At 45.6% G+C, this 18,071-nt stretch carries 19 protein-coding genes; 14 read left to right on the plus strand and 5 right to left on the minus strand.

Going from position 1 to position 18,071, the window contains the following annotated elements; genetic code table 11:
- Position 1 precedes the first annotated feature (1 nt).
- The 13 genes from SD450_RS13085 to hisIE all read left to right on the plus strand — a co-directional run bounded on the left by SD450_RS13085 (position 2) and on the right by hisIE (position 11,677).
- The gene (locus SD450_RS13085) at positions 2–2,032 is read left to right on the plus strand and encodes a vWA domain-containing protein (protein WP_318344901.1); all 2,031 of its coding nucleotides are present in this window, start codon (positions 2–4) and stop codon (positions 2,030–2,032) included.
- Between the two features lie 11 nt (positions 2,033–2,043).
- On the plus strand, positions 2,044–2,859 hold the full coding sequence (locus tag SD450_RS13090) for a prohibitin family protein (RefSeq protein WP_318344902.1): 816 nt from the start codon (positions 2,044–2,046) through the stop codon (positions 2,857–2,859).
- Positions 2,860–3,062: 203 nt separating this feature from the next.
- On the plus strand, positions 3,063–3,920 hold the full coding sequence (hisG, locus tag SD450_RS13095) for an ATP phosphoribosyltransferase (RefSeq protein ID WP_318344903.1): 858 nt from the start codon (positions 3,063–3,065) through the stop codon (positions 3,918–3,920).
- Positions 3,921–3,929: 9 nt separating this feature from the next.
- Complete coding sequence (locus tag SD450_RS13100) at positions 3,930–4,379, plus strand: GNAT family N-acetyltransferase (protein ID WP_318344904.1); 450 nt, start codon at positions 3,930–3,932, stop codon at positions 4,377–4,379.
- Positions 4,363–5,652, plus strand: coding sequence for a histidinol dehydrogenase (gene hisD, locus SD450_RS13105; protein WP_318344905.1), 1,290 nt, complete (start codon positions 4,363–4,365; stop codon positions 5,650–5,652). Before SD450_RS13100 ends, hisD begins: the two co-directional genes overlap by 17 nt.
- 59 nt (positions 5,653–5,711) lie before the next feature.
- Entirely contained in the window at positions 5,712–6,758 is a 1,047-nt protein-coding gene (gene hisC / locus SD450_RS13110) for a histidinol-phosphate transaminase (RefSeq protein ID WP_318344906.1), read from the plus strand.
- A 2-nt stretch (positions 6,759–6,760) separates the two neighbouring features.
- A complete protein-coding gene (gene hisB / locus SD450_RS13115; protein ID WP_318344907.1) occupies positions 6,761–7,897 on the plus strand; it encodes a bifunctional histidinol-phosphatase/imidazoleglycerol-phosphate dehydratase HisB in 1,137 nt (378 codons plus the stop codon).
- A 166-nt stretch (positions 7,898–8,063) separates the two neighbouring features.
- Entirely contained in the window at positions 8,064–8,648 is a 585-nt protein-coding gene (hisH, locus tag SD450_RS13120) for an imidazole glycerol phosphate synthase subunit HisH (RefSeq protein WP_318344908.1), read from the plus strand.
- Positions 8,649–9,065: a GNAT family N-acetyltransferase gene (locus SD450_RS13125; RefSeq protein ID WP_318344909.1), complete on the plus strand. Its 417-nt coding sequence runs from the start codon at positions 8,649–8,651 to the stop codon at positions 9,063–9,065.
- Positions 9,066–9,068: 3 nt separating this feature from the next.
- Positions 9,069–9,815, plus strand: a complete 747-nt coding sequence (hisA, locus tag SD450_RS13130; protein ID WP_318344910.1) for a 1-(5-phosphoribosyl)-5-[(5-phosphoribosylamino)methylideneamino]imidazole-4-carboxamide isomerase — start codon at positions 9,069–9,071, stop codon at positions 9,813–9,815.
- A complete protein-coding gene (locus SD450_RS13135) occupies positions 9,793–10,308 on the plus strand; it encodes a DinB family protein (protein ID WP_318344911.1) in 516 nt (171 codons plus the stop codon). The genes hisA and SD450_RS13135 overlap by 23 nt, the downstream gene beginning before the upstream one ends.
- Positions 10,309–10,320: 12 nt before the next feature.
- Entirely contained in the window at positions 10,321–11,076 is a 756-nt protein-coding gene (gene hisF, locus SD450_RS13140; protein WP_318344912.1) for an imidazole glycerol phosphate synthase subunit HisF, read from the plus strand.
- 4 nt (positions 11,077–11,080) lie between these two features.
- Positions 11,081–11,677, plus strand: a complete 597-nt coding sequence (gene hisIE / locus SD450_RS13145) for a bifunctional phosphoribosyl-AMP cyclohydrolase/phosphoribosyl-ATP diphosphatase HisIE (protein WP_318344913.1) — start codon at positions 11,081–11,083, stop codon at positions 11,675–11,677.
- A 13-nt stretch (positions 11,678–11,690) separates the two neighbouring features.
- Here the strand turns inward: hisIE and SD450_RS13150 are convergent, their stop codons facing one another.
- The 5 genes from SD450_RS13150 to SD450_RS13170 form a co-directional block, all read right to left on the minus strand.
- Positions 11,691–12,413: a head GIN domain-containing protein gene (locus tag SD450_RS13150; RefSeq protein ID WP_318344914.1), complete on the minus strand. Its 723-nt coding sequence runs from the start codon at positions 12,411–12,413 to the stop codon at positions 11,691–11,693.
- A gap of 184 nt (positions 12,414–12,597) precedes the next feature.
- Complete coding sequence (locus SD450_RS13155) at positions 12,598–13,263, minus strand: hypothetical protein (RefSeq protein WP_318344915.1); 666 nt, start codon at positions 13,261–13,263, stop codon at positions 12,598–12,600.
- Positions 13,264–13,335: 72 nt separating this feature from the next.
- Positions 13,336–14,421: a hypothetical protein gene (locus SD450_RS13160; protein WP_318344916.1), complete on the minus strand. Its 1,086-nt coding sequence runs from the start codon at positions 14,419–14,421 to the stop codon at positions 13,336–13,338.
- Positions 14,405–14,944, minus strand: a complete 540-nt coding sequence (locus SD450_RS13165) for a hypothetical protein (RefSeq protein ID WP_318344917.1) — start codon at positions 14,942–14,944, stop codon at positions 14,405–14,407. The genes SD450_RS13160 and SD450_RS13165 overlap by 17 nt, the downstream gene beginning before the upstream one ends.
- Positions 14,944–15,483 (minus strand): RNA polymerase sigma factor, encoded by a 540-nt coding sequence (locus SD450_RS13170; protein ID WP_318344918.1) that lies wholly within the window; start codon positions 15,481–15,483, stop codon positions 14,944–14,946. Before SD450_RS13170 ends, SD450_RS13165 begins: the two co-directional genes overlap by 1 nt.
- Positions 15,484–15,665: 182 nt before the next feature.
- Here SD450_RS13170 and SD450_RS13175 point away from each other — a divergent pair, with 182 nt between their 5' ends.
- A complete protein-coding gene (locus SD450_RS13175; RefSeq protein ID WP_318344919.1) occupies positions 15,666–18,071 on the plus strand; it encodes a TonB-dependent receptor in 2,406 nt (801 codons plus the stop codon).

The raw sequence follows: 18,071 nt of genomic DNA on the forward strand, positions 1-18,071 counted from the left end.
AATGGAGCTGCACACGGTGTTCCTTATTGTTCTTGCCGCGATCATCGCGCTAGGCGTTGTATTTTTTCAATACTACTATAGGAACCCTAGAAAAGGTCCGTTAAAGATCATATTGGCCGCATTGAGGTTCATTGCCTTGTTTTGCGGCCTTTTACTTTTGATCAACCCCAAATTTGAAGACAATGATTACTATCTGGAAAAAGCGAATTTGATCCTGATGGTGGACCATTCCACTTCCATGAAAGAGGCCACAACGGAGGGAACTCTTTCCGAAGTATTGGAAAAAATCAGGGGGAATTCACAACTTCAAGATCGTTTTTCCATTCATGGGTTTGGTTTTGGAAGTACAGTTGACCAAACCGACTCCATTGTCTTCAACCAAAGGAATACCGATATTTCCAAAGCCCTTTCCACGGCCAATGAGCTTTTTTTGAATGGCACCAATGCCGTCATACTGATCACGGACGGCAACCAGACGCTGGGAAGAGATTATGAATACCTCAATTTGGGCGGAAATCTATCCGTAAACCCAATCGTGGTCGGCGACACTACCCAGTATGAGGATATTTCTGTTGGGCTCATCAATACCAACACCTACGCATTTCTAAAAAATAAGTTCCCAGTTGAAACCACCATCCGCTACCAAGGTTCCGCAGCAGTTTCCAAAACCGTGACCATTTCCATCAATGGTAATAGGGTCCATCAGCAAAGGGTGGAATTGGATGGTTTGAAGAACAGCCAGACCCTGAACACACTTGTGGAGGCCCAAAGCGTAGGGATAAAGACCATCAAAGTGGAGGTAGGTGCTTTGGAAAATGAAAAGAACACGACCAACAACGTAAAGGAAGCAGCCATTGAGGTGATCGATGAAAAAACCAATGTGGTGATTGTTTCCGATATGCTCCATCCGGACATCGGCGCACTGAAAAAATCCATTGAGGCCAATGAGCAACGATCGGTCTCCATTACCAAACCCACTGGAACTGCCCAAGATTTGGAAGAAGCGGATATTCTGATCTTGTACCAACCCAATAGGAATTTCCGTCAGGTATATGAGTTTTTACAAAATTCAAAAGCCAATTATTTCACCATAACGGGCAGCAAAACGGATTGGAACTTTTTGAACGGGGCCCAGCAAAGCTTTTCGGTGGATAACAGCCAATCCGAGGAAATCTTGCCCATTTTGAACAATGCCTTCGGAATTTTCGGCCTTGGGGAGTTCAATGTGGACGGTTTCCCGCCCTTGGTCGGCAACCTTGGGGATATTACGTTGAAAAAAAGCGGGGAAGTCATCATGTCTCAAGAAATCCGAGGAGTAGATCTGGACAAACCTTTGTTTTCCATCCTTACTGAAGGAAAGCAACGAGAGGCGGTACTGTTCGGGGAAAATATTTGGAGGTGGCGGGCCCAGACCTATCGGAACGATCAGAGTTTTCAAAAATTTGATGATTTTATGGGAACCCTGATGGTCTATTTGACCTCCAACGACCAGCGGAGCAGATTGGATGTGGACTATGCGCTCATATTTGAAAATGCCAGCATGGCCAAGATCAGGGCATCGTATTTTGACGAAGGCTATCAATTTGACCCCAATGCACGCATTTCCATTCAGATTGAGGGAACGGACAACGATTTCTCCCGTGAATCGCCCATGTTGTTGAAAAGCACCTATTACGAAGTGGACCTTAGCGATTTAGCATCGGGCGAATATCGATTTACCGTTTCCGTGGAAGGTGAAAACCACAAGCGTTCCGGGGTTTTCCGAATTTTGGATTTTGATCCTGAAAAACAGCTTACCTCCGCCGATCATAAAAAATTGGGTCGCTTGGCTGGAAAGACTGATGGAAAGTTGTATTATGTGGACAATGTGGAAGCATTGATGGAAGATCTTGCGGCATCAGAACAGTTTCTTCCCGTTCAAAAGAGCAGAAAGAATGTGGTATCTTTAATAGATTTCCGTATTTTACTAGGATTGATGGTGCTTGTCCTTGCGGCAGAGTGGTTCATCAGAAAATATAATGGATTAATGTAAATAATAAGTATATGGACAAATTACCAAAGGTTGTTTTGCCTGCCATTGCAGGTATCATCATTCTCATCATATTCATCTCAAAATCCGCAGTGACCATAGGTTCCGGTGAAGCCGGCGTTCTGTACAGGACTTTTGGCGGTGGGGTGGTAACGGATGAACCCCCACTGGATGAAGGTTTTCATATTGTGGCCCCTTGGAACAAGGTGTTCATCTATGAGGCCCGTCAACAGGAAAGACTGGAAAAAATGAACGTGCTATCCTCCAACGGGTTGGATATCAAGCTCGAAGCATCGGTCTGGTTCCAACCTAAATACAACGAATTAGGGAAATTGCACCAGGAAAAAAGCGAGCAGTATATTGAACGTGTATTACTTCCTGCAATTCGCTCTGCTGCCCGAAGCGTGGTAGGAAGATACACCCCGGAACAGCTCTATTCCAGCAAGCGGGATGCGATTCAACAGGAAATTTTTGAGGAGACCCAGAAAATTGTGGCGGACCAATACATCCAACTCAATGAAGTATTGGTAAGGGATGTGACCCTGCCACCCACAATCAAGGACGCCATAGAACGCAAATTGAAGCAAGAGCAGGAATCATTGGAATATGAATTTCGATTGGTGACCGCCCAAAAGGAAGCCGAAAAGGTACGGATTGAAGCCCAGGGTAAAGCGGACGCCAACCAAATATTGAGTGCTTCCCTGACCGATAAAATATTACAGGACAAGGGAATCGAAGCCACTTTGAAGTTGGCCCAGTCCCCAAACGCCAAAGTGGTCGTAGTGGGATCGGGCGAGGATGGGCTTCCCCTTATTTTGGGAAATAACTAAATAACGCTTTTTTGATAAAAAAATATGTTCTACATTTGACATGTAATGAGAAATAACACTGTACATCATCACCATTTTTATACTTGCCCTCAAGCGAGATAGAAGTGTATTGTTGTAACTAAAATATATTCTAACCCGTTTGAGAAATCAAGCGGGTTTTGTTTTTATGCCCATTTGGTTTTTCGAACAAAACAGTTGAACTAATGACAAAAATTCGGATTGCTGTACAAAAGAGCGGTCGCTTGAACGAAGATTCGCTTCAGATTCTAAAGGATTGTGGTATTTCCATCGACAATGGAAAGGACCAACTAAAGGCCACTGCAAGAAACTTTCCTTTGGAAGTTTTCTATCTGCGAAACGGGGACATTCCCCAATATTTAAGGGATGGGGTAGTGGACATTGCCATTATCGGGGAAAATGTATTGGTGGAAAAAGGAACTGACATTGCTGTGGCAGAAAAACTGAATTTCTCCAAATGTCGCGTGTCCCTTGCCGTGCCCAAAGGGGTCAAGTACAATTCCGTCAAGGATTTTGAAGGAAAGAAGGTCGCGACCTCTTACCCAAACACGGTGAACGAATACCTCAAATCCAAAGGAGTCACGGCAGAATTGCATATCATCAACGGTTCGGTGGAAATAGCACCCAACATTGGCTTGGCCTATGGTATTTGCGATATTGTTTCGAGTGGCAGCACCCTGTTCAAGAACAATTTGAAGGAAGTGGAGGTCATTTTGCAAAGTGAGGCCGTACTGGCCGTTTCGCCCACAATATCCGAAGAGCGGAAAGAAATCCTCAAGAAAATACAGTTCAGGATCCAATCCGTGCTCCAAGCCAGACAGAACAAATACATCCTGCTAAATGCCCCCAACGACAAGCTTGATGAAATCATTTCCATTTTGCCCGGAATGCGCAGCCCCACAGTATTGCCCCTGGCAGAAGAGGGTTGGAGCTCCGTTCACTCCGTCATCACTAGGGATACCTTCTGGGAGGTCATCGACGAACTGAAGCAAGCAGGTGCCGAGGGCATTTTGGTCTGCCCCATCGAAAAAATGGTCCTTTAGGTTTGGAAGATGGAAGCGCAGTATACCATAAAATGGATTCCGAAGGAAAAGCTCAAGGACATTTTGCCGTTGGCGTATATCCTCAACCGAGAAAAAATTCCTCTGGGAGTATTGGAAAAACGACTGACCGAGATGATTCCCATGGGCTATAAATGCATCGGGGTGTATGACGAAGAAGAATTGATCGGCATTTGCGGCGTATGGGTACTCAACAAACTCTATTCGGGAAGACACGTAGAACCCGATAATGTCATCATTTCTCCCAACTATCAAGGAAAGGGCATTGGCGAGCTTATGATGGATTTTTTGTTCAACTACGCCAAAGAAATTGATTGTGAGACAGCAGAAGTCAACTGCTATGTTGAGAATACAAGAGGAAAGAAGTTTTGGGAGACCCATGGTTATGTTCCCTTGGGCCACCATATGATAAAAAAATTGAAAAATGAACAGAGTCAATAACCCCAAAAGAGAAGACTGGCCCGAGATACTTAGACGGCCAACCCAAACGGTGGCCGATATTGAAAAAATCGTGGAGTCCATTTTTCAGGAGGTACAAATGGATGGGGATGGGGCCATCAAAAAGTATACAGACCGGTTTGACCAAGTTCAATTGGATACCTTTTTGGTGACAGCCGACGAAATCAAGGAGGCGTCCGATTCGGTTCCAACTGAACTGAAAAAAGCCATTTCCCTAGCGAAATCCAACATTAAAAAATTCCATGCCGCCCAAAAAACAACCAAAGTAGAATTGGAAACCATGCCCGGAGTGATGTGTTGGCAGGAAAAGAGACCCATCCAAAAAGTGGGACTTTATATTCCCGGGGGAACAGCACCCCTGTTCTCAACCATTTTGATGTTGGCTGTTCCTGCAAAATTGGCGGGTTGCAATGAAATTATATTGTGCACACCGCCGGACAAAAAGGGAAACGTAAACCCCACCATCCTCTACGCCGCACAACTGTGTGGAGTGACAAAAATATTTAAAGTAGGGGGCATTCAAGCCATTGCAGGAATGACGTTCGGCACGGAAACCATTCCCAATGTGTACAAAATATTCGGTCCTGGGAACCAGTTTGTAACGGTGGCAAAGCAATTGGCCACCAAATATGGGGTTGCCATCGATATGCCAGCCGGACCGAGTGAGCTTTTGGTCGTTGCTGATGATTCTGCCAACCCTGCCTTTCTGGCTTCGGATTTGTTGAGTCAAGCAGAGCATGGGACCGACAGTCAAGTGATTTTGGTTTCCACGTCGGAAAAATTGATAGATGCTGTTGAAAAGGAAATTGAATTCCAAATAAAGGCATTACCTAGAGTAGCCATTGCAGAAAAATCGATTGGGAACAGCAAGCTCATCTTGGTGCAGAATGATGAAACGGCCATGGATTTGATCAATCACTATGGCCCGGAACACTTTATTGTGTGTGTGGAAAATGAAGATTTTTACCTCCAGAACATCCAAAATGCCGGTTCCGTATTCATTGGTGATTATACGCCCGAAAGTGCCGGGGACTATGCTTCGGGCACCAATCATACCCTGCCGACCAACGGCTACGCCAAGCAGTACAGCGGTGTAAATCTGGACAGTTTTATGAAGAGCATGACCTTTCAAAAAATATCAAAAGAAGGGATGGAAGCGATAGGTCCTTCCATCGAATTGATGGCGGAAGCCGAAGGATTACAGGCCCATAAAAATGCGGTGACTCTTCGCCTAAATACGATAAAATCAAACTAAATGTCAGGTCGAGCCCTTCGACTACGCTCAGGATAAACTAAAGTAGAGACCTCAATGATATGACTAAAACCTTCAACATAAATAACATCGTCAGGGAATCTGTAAAGGCCCTAAAACCCTACTCTTCGGCGCGGGATGAGTATGTTTCCGATGGATCTACCATGATTTTTTTAGATGCCAACGAAAATCCCTACGAAAATGGGGTCAATCGTTATCCCGACCCGTACCAAAGGAGCTTGAAAGCGGTTCTTGCCGAACAAAAAGGGGTGTCCGAGAGCAACATGCTTTTGGGCAATGGCAGCGACGAAGTTTTGGATTTGATCTACAGGGCCTTCTGTGAGCCCCATCAAGACAATATCATCACCTTGCCGCCAACGTATGGCATGTACAAGGTTTTGGCCGGAATCAATGCTGTGGAAAACAGGGAAGTGTTGTTAAACAAGGATTTTGAACCTGATGTCCGAGCTATTTTATCGGCTGTGGATGAAAACACCAAACTGATTTTCATTTGTTCTCCCAACAATCCAACCGGTAATTCCTTTAAAAAGGAATATGTGGAAAAACTATTGGAATCCTTCAACGGGTTGGTGGTCATTGACGAGGCTTATATCGATTTTTCAGCGCAGGAAAGCTGGTTGCACAGTTTGAACAACTATCCCAACCTGATCGTAACCCAAACCTTGTCCAAAGCCTATGGCCTGGCCGGAATCCGATTGGGCATTTGCTACGCATCGGAAGAGATCATTGCCATTTTGAACAAGATCAAACCACCCTACAACGTCAATCAATTGACCCAACAAAAAGCGTTGCAACGTGTTCTGAACGAAGATGCCGTGCAACAGGAAGTGGTTCAAATTTTGGAAGAACGGGCAAATCTGGAAAAGGCTTTACAGCACTTGGACTTTGTGGAGCAATTATATCCCTCCGATGCCAATTTTGTATTGGCCAAGGTCGATGATGCCGACAAGCGGTACCAACAATTGTTGGAGCAACATGTGGTGGTGCGAAACCGAAGCACCCAGCCCCTTTGCGAAAACACGTTACGGTTTACGGTAGGGACCCCAACTGAAAACAAAGCATTGATAGCCATTTTAAAGCAACTATAACCATGGGCAAAAAAGTATTATTCATCGATCGCGATGGGACCATCATCAAGGAAACCGTTGACGAACAGATAGATTCCTTTGAAAAATTGATTTTCTATCCGAAGGTATTCACCTATTTGGGGAAAATCGCCAAGGAACTGGATTATGAACTGGTCATGATCACCAATCAGGATGGATTGGGCACCGACATTTTCCCCGAGAACACTTTTTGGCCTGTTCACAATTTCATCGTCAATTCATTTGAAGCGGAAGGGGTGGTTTTCGATAATGTCTTTATCGACAAAACCTTCGCAAAAGACAATGCTCCAACACGCAAACCGGGCACTGGAATGTTGACATCTTATTTTTCGGAGGAATACGATCTTGCCAATTCCTTTGTGATCGGGGACCGTTTGACCGATGTGGAACTGGCCAAAAATCTTGGGGCAAAAGGTATTTACATCAACGATGAAACCCATTTGGGAACCGGGGAAATCACCGTAAAACGGGAAGAATTGGACCCTTACATTGCCTTGGAGAGCAACGATTGGGAAAAGATCTATGAATTCTTGAAACTGGAAAACCGCGTTGCCGAGATCAGCAGAAAGACCAACGAAACGGATATCCAGATCAAGTTAAATCTGGACGGTACCGGTAAAAGTGACATAAAGACCGGATTGGCCTTTTTTGACCACATGTTGGACCAATTGGCCCGCCACGGACAAATGGATTTGACCATCAAGGTAGATGGAGATCTGGAGGTGGACGAACACCACACCATTGAAGATACTGCCATTGCTTTGGGCGAAGTGTTTGCCAAAGCCCTGGGCAACAAATTGGGCATTGAACGCTATGGGTTTTGTTTGCCCATGGATGATTGCCTGGCTCAGGTCGCCATTGATTTTGGCGGAAGGAACTGGCTGGTTTGGGATGCCGATTTCAACAGGGAAAAAATTGGTGAAATGCCCACGGAAATGTTCTTTCATTTCTTCAAATCGTTCACGGACGGGGCCAAGGCCAATTTGAATGTAAAAGCGGAAGGCACCAACGAACACCATAAAATCGAAGCCATATTCAAGGCATTTGCAAAATCCATCAAAATGGCGGTAAAACGGGATGTGGAGAAAATGGTATTGCCATCAACAAAAGGAATGCTCTAAAAGTTGGAAGTACGAAACTCGAAGTACGAAGGCCAATGAAGAAGGATTTAAAAAATAAGAGCAGAGCATTTAGCGTAAATTTTCTTCCATAAAAACAGCAAGAACCAATGGAAAGTAATAGTATAGATAAACAACTTCGTACTTCGTACATCAAACTTTGTACTTTATGAAGATAGTCATTATTGATTACGGTGCTGGAAACATCCAAAGCATCATCTTTGCCATCAAACGGTTGGGATATGATGCGGTGTTGTCGCATGACGCCAAGGAAATCCAAGAAGCGGACAAGGTGATTTTTCCTGGAGTCGGGGAGGCCAGTTCGGCCATGGCCAAATTGAGAGCAAGTGGTTTGGACGCCGTCATACCAACATTAAAACAACCCGTTTTGGGCATTTGTCTGGGCATGCAACTCATGTGCCGTTCCTCCGAGGAAGGGAACACTGAGGGGCTTGGTATTTTTGACCTCGACGTGAAGAAATTTTCAAATAACGTAAAGGTACCTCAGATCGGCTGGAACCAAATCACCGATCTGAAAACCGATTTGTTCAAAGGGATTCCTGAAGAGTCCTATATCTATCTGGTACATAGTTTTTACGCCCCATTGGACAAGGAAACCATTGCCAGTTCCGAATACGGATTAGCATATAGTGCGGCCCTTCAAAAAGACAATTTTTATGGGGTACAGTTTCACCCCGAAAAGAGCAGTGATATAGGCAGTGCCATTTTAAACAATTTTCTAACGGTTATTTAGATGGAATTCTACATCTCTGAAGACAAGGCCCAGTTGGACTTCGAAAAAGTCCACAAAGAAATCAAGGCCACCTATTGGGGCGGGTACAGAAGCCCGGAGGAAACCAAACGAACCATTGACAACAGCATTTGTTTTGGACTTTTCAATTCCGACAACGAACAGATAGGTTTTGCCAGATTGTTGACCGATTCCGTGGTATTCGCCTACATCATGGATGTGGTAATCTTTGACCCCTACAAAGGTCGCGGATTGGGCAAAATGCTGATCAAGCACATCATGGACAGGCCCGATGTACAAACCGTAAAAACGGTTGCACTAAAAACGAAGGATGCCCACACCTTATATGAGGCGTTCGGCTTTGAAAGAGTAGGAAATTCAGAAATGTGGTTGGCCATCGACCGCGCAAAATATGATTAAGCCATGAGATTGATTCCGGCCATAGACATTATCGAGGGGAAATGCGTTCGGCTTTCCAAGGGGGATTATGGGACCAAAAAAGTCTATAATGAAAATCCGTTGGAAGTTGCCAAACAGTTTGAATCCCACGGTATCCAACACCTTCATTTGGTGGATCTGGATGGTGCAAAATCCAAACACATTGTCAACCATAAGATTTTGGAGCGCATTGCCTCCCAAACTAGCCTAAAAATTGATTTTGGAGGAGGTCTAAAATCGGACGAAGACTTAAAAATCGCCTTTGAAAGTGGAGCTTCGCAAATTACTGGCGGCAGCATTGCCGTAAAGGACAGGGACACTTTCTTGGGTTGGTTGCAGGCCTATGGTCCTGAAAAAATTATTTTGGGGGCCGATGCGAACAACGAAAAAGTGGCCGTGTCGGGCTGGTTGGAAGAATCCGAACAGGAATTGGTTCCATTTATCCAACATTATCAGCAGGAAGGCATTCACTATGTGATCTGTACCGATATCAGCAAAGATGGGATGTTGCAAGGACCTTCATTCGATTTGTACCAAAAAATCCTGTCCCAATCGGCAGCAGGGTTGAAATTGATTGCCAGCGGGGGCATTTCTGCCTTTGACGAACTTCCCAAACTGGCCGAAATGGGCTGCGAGGGGACCATTATTGGCAAGGCCATTTATGAAAATAGAATCAGTTTAAAACAATTGGAACAATACATTCTCGAAAATGGACAAGGAACAAGAGCTTAGGGATGAACTGATCTGGAACACGGGCTATCGCATGAACGAAAGCCTTCGTATGATCAAAATCTGCTTGGACAAATTGCCAGAGGACAAAATTTGGCTAAAGCCGAACGAGTCCAGCAACAGCATTGGCAACCTGATACTGCATTTATGTGGCAACATTACCCAATATGGGATAGCTTCCATCAAAAATGAAGAAGACAATCGCAAGCGCGACGAGGAATTTGAGGCCACATCGGGGTACACCAAAGCGGAACTGATCCAAAAACTGTCCGACACCATTGATGAGGCAAAAAGGGCATTTTATGAAGCACCCTTGGATGAACTGCTGCGTAAAAGATTTGTGCAGGGATTCAACTTTTCCGGGGTGGGGAACATCATCCACGTCACAGAACACTTGTCCTATCACACAGGGCAGATTGCGCTTTGGACCAAACTATTGGAAAACAAGGACTTGGGATTTTATGATGGTGTGGATTTAAATGTAAAGAACGAATAACGAATTCAAAGAATGCTTACAAAACGAATCATACCCTGTCTGGACATCAAAGACGGACGTACCGTGAAAGGTGTCAATTTTGTGGACCTTCGGGATGCCGGAGATCCTGTGGAATTGGCTTCCATTTATGCCAAGGAAGGCGCGGACGAGTTGGTGTTTTTGGACATTTCTGCCACAGAGGAAAAGCGTAGGACCTTGGCCGAACTGGTCTATCACGTAGCGGAGACCATCAACATTCCGTTTACGGTGGGCGGTGGTATTTCTTCGGTGGAAGATGTGGATATTTTGCTCAAAAATGGAGCGGACAAAGTTTCCATTAATTCCTCGGCGGTAAAAAGACCGGAACTCATCAACGAATTGGTGGCCAAATTTGGTTCCCAGTGTATTGTGGTCGCCATCGATGCCAAACAGATTGATGGCATTTGGAAAGTGCACTTGGTGGGAGGAAAAGTTCCAACCGAAATCAATCTATTTGAGTGGGCCAAAGAAGTGGAAGAGCGTGGAGCAGGGGAGATTTTGTTTACCTCCATGGACCATGATGGCACCAAAAATGGGTTTGCCAACGAAGCCTTGGCGAAATTATCGGGATTGGTGAACATTCCCATCATTGCATCGGGAGGTGCCGGGACCATTTCCCATTTTACCGATACCTTTGTGAAAGGAAAAGCAGATGCCGCCTTGGCAGCCAGTGTCTTCCATTTCAAGGAGATTGAAATACAAGATTTAAAGAACGAATTGAAGAAGGAAGGGATTCCTGTAAGAATTTAAAATGATGAAAATAGATTTCGACAAAAACCCAGAAGGCCTCGTACCGGCCATCATCCAAGATGCGAAGACCAAGAATGTGCTCATGCTGGGATATATGAACCAAGAAGCATTCGATACTACCCAAAAAACGGGAAAAGTGACCTTTTTCAGTCGTTCCAAGCAACGCCTTTGGACCAAAGGCGAGGAAAGTGGCCATTTTCTGAACCTGGTCGACCTAAAGGTTGATTGCGATAACGATACCCTTTTGGTCAGGGTGAATCCCGTTGGACCCACCTGTCACAAAGGAACCGACACCTGTTGGGCAGAAGAAAATGCACAAGCCTATGGCTTTTTGTCCACCTTGGAAAACATTATCGAATCCCGAAAAAATGATCCCGACAATCCAGATAGCTACGTGGCGTCTTTGTTCCGAAAAGGCATCAACAAAATAGCCCAAAAAGTAGGGGAGGAAGCCGTGGAGACCGTTATTGAGGCCAAGGACAACGACGATGATCTTTTCCTGAATGAAAGTGCCGACCTATTGTTCCACTACCTCATCTTGTTGAAGGCCAAGAACTTTAAGCTCAGTGACGTGGTCAATATCCTGGAGCAGCGACACTGACCACGCCAATGATTCAATCTTTTTTGGTGACGTGCGAAGACCCAGACAGCTCACTTTTCAATAGGATCGCGTCTCCCTTATAATTCAAGGTACTGGCGCCAGAGGCCTTCACCCTAATGGTTTCTTCCACCGAGAGAAATGCGGTACTGGCACCCGAAAGATCAATGTCCAAATTGGAAATGTCCAACCCATAATCCAATAAGTCACTGCTTCCCGAAAGTTCCGCATCCAAGAATGAAATGCTTCCTGACACATCAATGGAAGAAGCTCCATCAAGATCCACCTCCAATCGGTCAGCAATCATTTCCCCTTTGAAATCGGAGGCCCCGGAAACCCCAATTTTTCCATCCTGCACTTCCCATTGATCGTCCAAGGTCAATCGGGATGCTCCGCCGAGACGAAATGTGGATAGAGTTGGGGTGGTAATGTAAGCGTTCATAACGGCCTTACCTTGTATCGAGGTATGGCTTTTCAATCGGATGACCAATTCGTCACCGTCTTTTTCTACCACAATTTTGTCATGCAAGTTGTCATTGGCCGCGATACGGATGCCTTGGTCAAGCTCAGAAAAATGGACATAGACTTGAAATGCATCGGAAACCCTTAAGCCAGTATAGCCCTCTATGTCGTGATATACCGAAGTCACCTCGCCATGGGCATGGATGGTGTCATGGTCGCAGGAAGAAAAAAGGGCCAATAGCCCAACGAGCAGTATGGCATTGATTCGTGTTTTCATTTTGTTCGATTTTTGATTGATGTGATGACTATTTGAAAATACTACCGATTGATGAATGGGATAGAGACCCATTGAAAAGGAATGGCGGACCATCCCTTCTTTTCATTTTGGGTGAATACCTGTTCGTTTTTTGAATAGACCCGCAATGTGTTGATCGGATGGTGAAAGCGATTGAAATTTCCCATCAGTCCAGTTGTTTTCGATATCGGTTACGGCCCATGTTGAAGACTCCCAGTTTTACCCCGATTCCGCCCGAAAAACCATTGAGGCGTTCTATCGGACTTTGTGCGAGATCGATCCTACTGGTCATCCTGTAGCGCACCCCCGCTTCCAATTGGACATATCGGGACACATTGAACAGAACGTTCATGCCGGGTTCCAATACAAAAATGGCGTCGATATCATCTTCGTCAAGGTCCACATTTTCATCCCTTCGAACCGCGTCATGGTCCACATAGCCCATACCACCGCCACCGATCAGCAGTGGAAACGACAGACTCACCCTTGACTTTCCAAAAAGAATGGGTTCCAAATGCAATCCTCCATATACGGCAACAATATCATCGTTGTTGACCGTCCGTGGATTGAAAATGTCCTGTTGGGAATAAAGGATGTTGGCCATAAAACCGACCTCGAACTGACGGTTGGCCACATAGGCCACTTTCAGTCCCCCGATGTAGGTGTCCTCGCCCTCAATTTCCCCAAAATAGGTGGACAGGCCCAAATAGACCCCATGCACCACATTCTTGCGGTCGTTGAAGGTGATGTATTCCCCATCATCATCCTGGGCAAAGCTCAATAGACCCCAGAACAGAAAGAGTAGGGGCAATGTCGTTTTTTGATTGATCATATGCATGCGATTTTTTGATTGATTTTTTCTAAAGACAATGTATTCTCCAAAAGGTTGCACCATTGGTATTATTTAATCGTTCAACGTTACAATTCCCTTTTCCCCATTGATGGAAATGCTCCCTTTTTTCTCCTGTCCATAGGTCGCTTCAATTTTGCGGAGCCTGCGTCCCTTGTCCAACATTTCGGAGTTGACATTCTCAAAGGATTTGGGCAAGCGCACCACTCCTTCCTCCAGAGTAGCGGTGAAACGGTGGGAAAAATTGGTGACCGATAGACTGATATCCGCCGATTCCTGTTCGATGGATATTTCTGCGGAAGGGTTGGTGATCTCGTACACCCTAAAATCCACAATCTTTAGCTTCAGGTCCACTTCTTGGGCCAATCGGTCCAACTTGAACGTGGTGAATTCCATACTCCCGTACAAGGTGCCCGCCTCGCTCACCAAAATATTGTCCTTATTGGAATAGATTTCCAGTGAACTGACCGAATGGATATTGATTTCGGTGCCATCGCTCCGCAAACGCAAGCTTTTGGAGTCTTCCATGTCCAGTTCACCGTTTTTTAGCTCCAAATCGGCATAATTCAGGTTCTTGGCCCTTACTTTCCCATATTTTAAGATAATGTCCGCTTTGTTCAAATTTTCCCCGATCCACAGATTCCCATGCTCGATTAAAGCGGTCAATGGACCATCGCAATTTTCCAGGACCACATCCCCAAAACGGTTGGTGACCTTTATCCCCGCCTTTACGGGAAGGTGTATCTCGTAATCGATCTGCACATGGCTTCGGTCAAAATCGATGGGGTTGTTCCGATTGAAAAAGTCGGCAAACCAGCCCGTATTCTTATTGGATATTTCGGAAACAATGGAAACATAGCTATTGCTTGTCTTGATCTCGGGGTTGATGCGTTGCAACAGATCTTCGGCATTTTCCTTCCTGCGATGGTTCACCTTGATCGAAATCGTAATGGAAACTTTGTTCTGGTCCCATCCCTTGAGGGTCACGTTTCCATACTTGTTCTCCAATTGAAGTTCACCGGTGCCCAACAGTGGAAAACTCTTTTCGATGGTCTTTTGTACCCTTTCCTGTGCTTTTGCCCCATGTACCGCGAACAGCACCAAGGCCATCCACAATATCTTTTTACAACGTGTACCCATAATCATCATCCATTTTTTTAGAATCGTTCAACTGCCGTAATAAATTTTCAATGAGTTCAATACGCTTTTTATAATTGCCCACAATGGCTTCCAGCACCTGCTCATTGTCAAGGTTCTTTTGCATTTCTTTCTTCAAAACATCATATTCCGCATCCAACTCGTCCATAAAGGACAGGAACTCGGCCTTGTTCTCTTCGGAAAGGCTGGGATTGTTCTTGACCAACTGCACTTGATAGGAGACCAGGTCTTTGTAGTACATGTCTATTTCCATCAATTCCTCGGAAGCATATTGTGCATTGTCGGTGCCATTGCCCAACCAGACCAGCCCGAAGAACGAGGCAAATCCCACCAATAGCAACACGGATGCCGCTATGCGGAACAGGGGTCTTCTCCAAAGAGGAATCACTTTAGGTTCTTCCTTCTTCAGCTCCGCAGTGATCTTGACCCACATTTTGGCCTTGTCCGCCCTCTCCCCATCAAATTGGGCGGCATTGCGTCTGATATGTTTTTCAAAATTGTCCATTACAATTCATTGATGATTTCCAATAATTTTTTCTTGGCCCTGTGGTATTGGGATTTGGATGTACTGGTAGATATGCCCAATATCTCCCCGATTTCCACATGATCATATCCTTCAATCAAATATAGATTGATGATCTCCCGATAACCGTCCGGGAGTAGGGCAATGCCCTTTTTCACTTTTACGATATCCGTTGCCTCGGCCTCAATGGGCTCTTCATCCGCCAAATGGAACTCGTGCACCTCCATGGGTACTACGGGAATCCGTTTGGTTTTCAGATGGTTGATACTTTTATTGATGACAATGCGCTTGAGCCAGGCACCAAAACTGCTTTCATACTTAAAGTTGTCCAGGTTCTTGAAGGCATCCACAAAACTGTCCTGCACAATGTCTTCCGCATCTTCCGTATTGCCCAAAAACCGAAGCCCCACGTTGTACATGGCATCCACATAGCGGGAATACAGCTCATATTGCGAGCTGGCATTTCCTGCTTTGCACTGTTCCACTATGGATCTATGCGTAAAACGGATGTCTGTTTCCAATGGCTTAGGTTGATGCCTTGTTTGAGCTAAAGACAAATGCAAAAGTAAATGGTTGCACCAGTGTGGAGAAACTTATCAAAAATTTTAAAAAAAGTACAAAAAAAGGAATCCGTGCAACCCTTCATTTTTTGTGCTGTCTATGGTTCTGAACAATAAAAATACAATCATCAAAACATCAAAAAATGAACAGAAGATCACAAGTGGGCCCAGTGACCAAAACCACCGTTTGGTTACTGTGGCTTTTCCTTTTGGGCTGTGCACTGGCCATGGGACAGAACAGTTACACCGTAAGCGGGACCATTACCGACAAAAGCAACGGGGAAACCCTTTTTGGGGCTTCGGTGCTCTTGGCAGGGACCTCAATCGGGGGAATAACCAATGAATATGGTTTTTATTCCATCACGGCCCCGGCCGGGGAATACACCCTTAGGATTTCCTACATGGGCTACAATGAGATTCAGATGAAGATCAATCTGGATAGGGACCTGAAAAACGATGTAGAAATCGCTGAATTCTCCACCGAATTGGACGAAGTCGTGGTCACCGCAGACGAACCGGAACGGGCCCTATTGGGCAAGCCCGAAATGAGCGTGGTCAAAATGAACATGGGCACCGTCAAACAGATGCCCGTAGTGCTCGGGGAAGTGGATGTGCTGAAATCCCTGCAAATGTTGCCCGGCGTCACCAACAATGGGGAAGGTACCGGAGGTTTCCATGTTAGGGGAGGGGCACAGGATCAAAACCTGGTATTGCTCGACGAGGCCATCATTTATAATACTTCGCACATGTTCGGTTTCTTTTCGGTGTTCAATGCCGATGCCATCAAGGACGTGAAACTCTACAAAGGAGGCATCCCGGCCCGTTTTGGGGGTAGGGTCTCCTCGGTATTGGACATCCGTCAAAAGGATGGGAACAACAAAAACTTTGCCCTTACAGGGGGTATCGGTGTCATCTCCAGCAGGCTAACGGCCGAAGGGCCCCTCTTTGGAGACAAGGGTTCCTTTTTGGTTGCCGGCCGCCGTTCCTATGTGGATCTATTGCTCAAAGCTGCAGGAGAGGAAAACAGTGTCAGCTTTTACGACCTGAACCTGAAGACCAATTATGCCATCAATGCCAATAACAAACTTTTTCTGAGTGGTTATTTTGGCAGGGATGCCTTTAAACTGGGCAGCAGTTTCGACAGCAGCTACGGTAATGCTTCGGGCAACCTCCGTTGGAACCACATCTTCAATGATCGTTTGTTCTCCAACCTTTCCGCTATTTGGAGCCAATATGACTACGACTTGGAGTTTGCCCAGGATGAATTTGAATGGGTCTCTTCCATCACCAATTACAACCTTAAGTATGATTTCAAATATTATTTGAGCGATGCCTTCAGTTTGGATTTTGGGGCCAATGGCATCTACTATGATTTTGATCCAGGCGAAGTGAACCCAACGGCAGACACCTCTCCGGTAAATCCATTGAAATTGGACCAAAAAAGGGCATTGGAAAGTGGCATCTATATCAATGCAGAGCATAAACTGACCCCCAGCCTGACCTTACAGTACGGTATGCGGTACAGTGCCTTTTCGCGCTTGGGCGGACAGCCCATCTCCGAATATGCGAACGGGCAACCAGTGGTGTACAATTCCCTGTTGGGCATTTATGAAAGGGGTGAGGCCACAGGGGAAACGGAGTATGCCAAAAGTGAGACCATTGAGACTTTCGGTAATCTCGAACCTAGGGTTTCACTGGCCTATCTTCTCAATGAGGATTCGTCTATCAAGGCTGGGTATTCTAGAACGGCACAGTACATTCACTTGTTGTCGAACACTTCATCGGTGACTCCATTGGATGTCTGGACGCCCAGTGGCCCTTTTATCAAGCCGCAGTTGTCCAACCAATATGCCTTGGGCTATTTCCGTAATTTTTTGGACAAGGCCTATTCTTTGGAAGTGGAGACCTATTACAAGACGGTGGACAATCGAATCGATTATATAGATGGGTCTGACCTGATTGGCCAGAATACCATAGAAACCGAAATCTTGAATGGGGAAATGCGTGCCTACGGACTGGAACTCCTACTTCGCAAGAATGAAGGTGATTTCACAGGGTGGGTTGCCTACACGCTTTCCAAATCCGAACAGCGGACTTTGGGAGGGACCGCGGGTGGTCCGGGCATCAACAATGGCGACTGGTACAATTCCGCTTTTGACCGGACCCACGATATTTCCGTTTCTGGGGCGTATCAGTTGAACGATCAATGGAGCTTTGGGACCAATTTGGTCTTTCAAACAGGAAGACCGGTGACCTATCCCAATGGACAATATGTGTACGAAGGTCTCTCCATAGCCAGTTATGCGCCACGAAATTCGGACCGTTTGCCCGCCTATCACCGAATGGACATTTCTGTGAACTACAAGCCTCGGAAATATCAGAACAGACGCTTCAAAGGGGAATGGGTGCTCAGCATCTATAACCTCTACAACAGAAAAAATGCAGCATCGATTTCCTTTGGTCAAAATTTGGAGACGGGTGCCAATCAAGCGACCCGGACAGCCATTTTTGGCATTGTTCCCTCATTGACCTACAACTTTAAATTCTAA

It is taken from the genome of Flagellimonas baculiformis, from assembly GCF_033441575.1.
Lineage (GTDB): Bacteria > Bacteroidota > Bacteroidia > Flavobacteriales > Flavobacteriaceae > Flagellimonas > Flagellimonas baculiformis.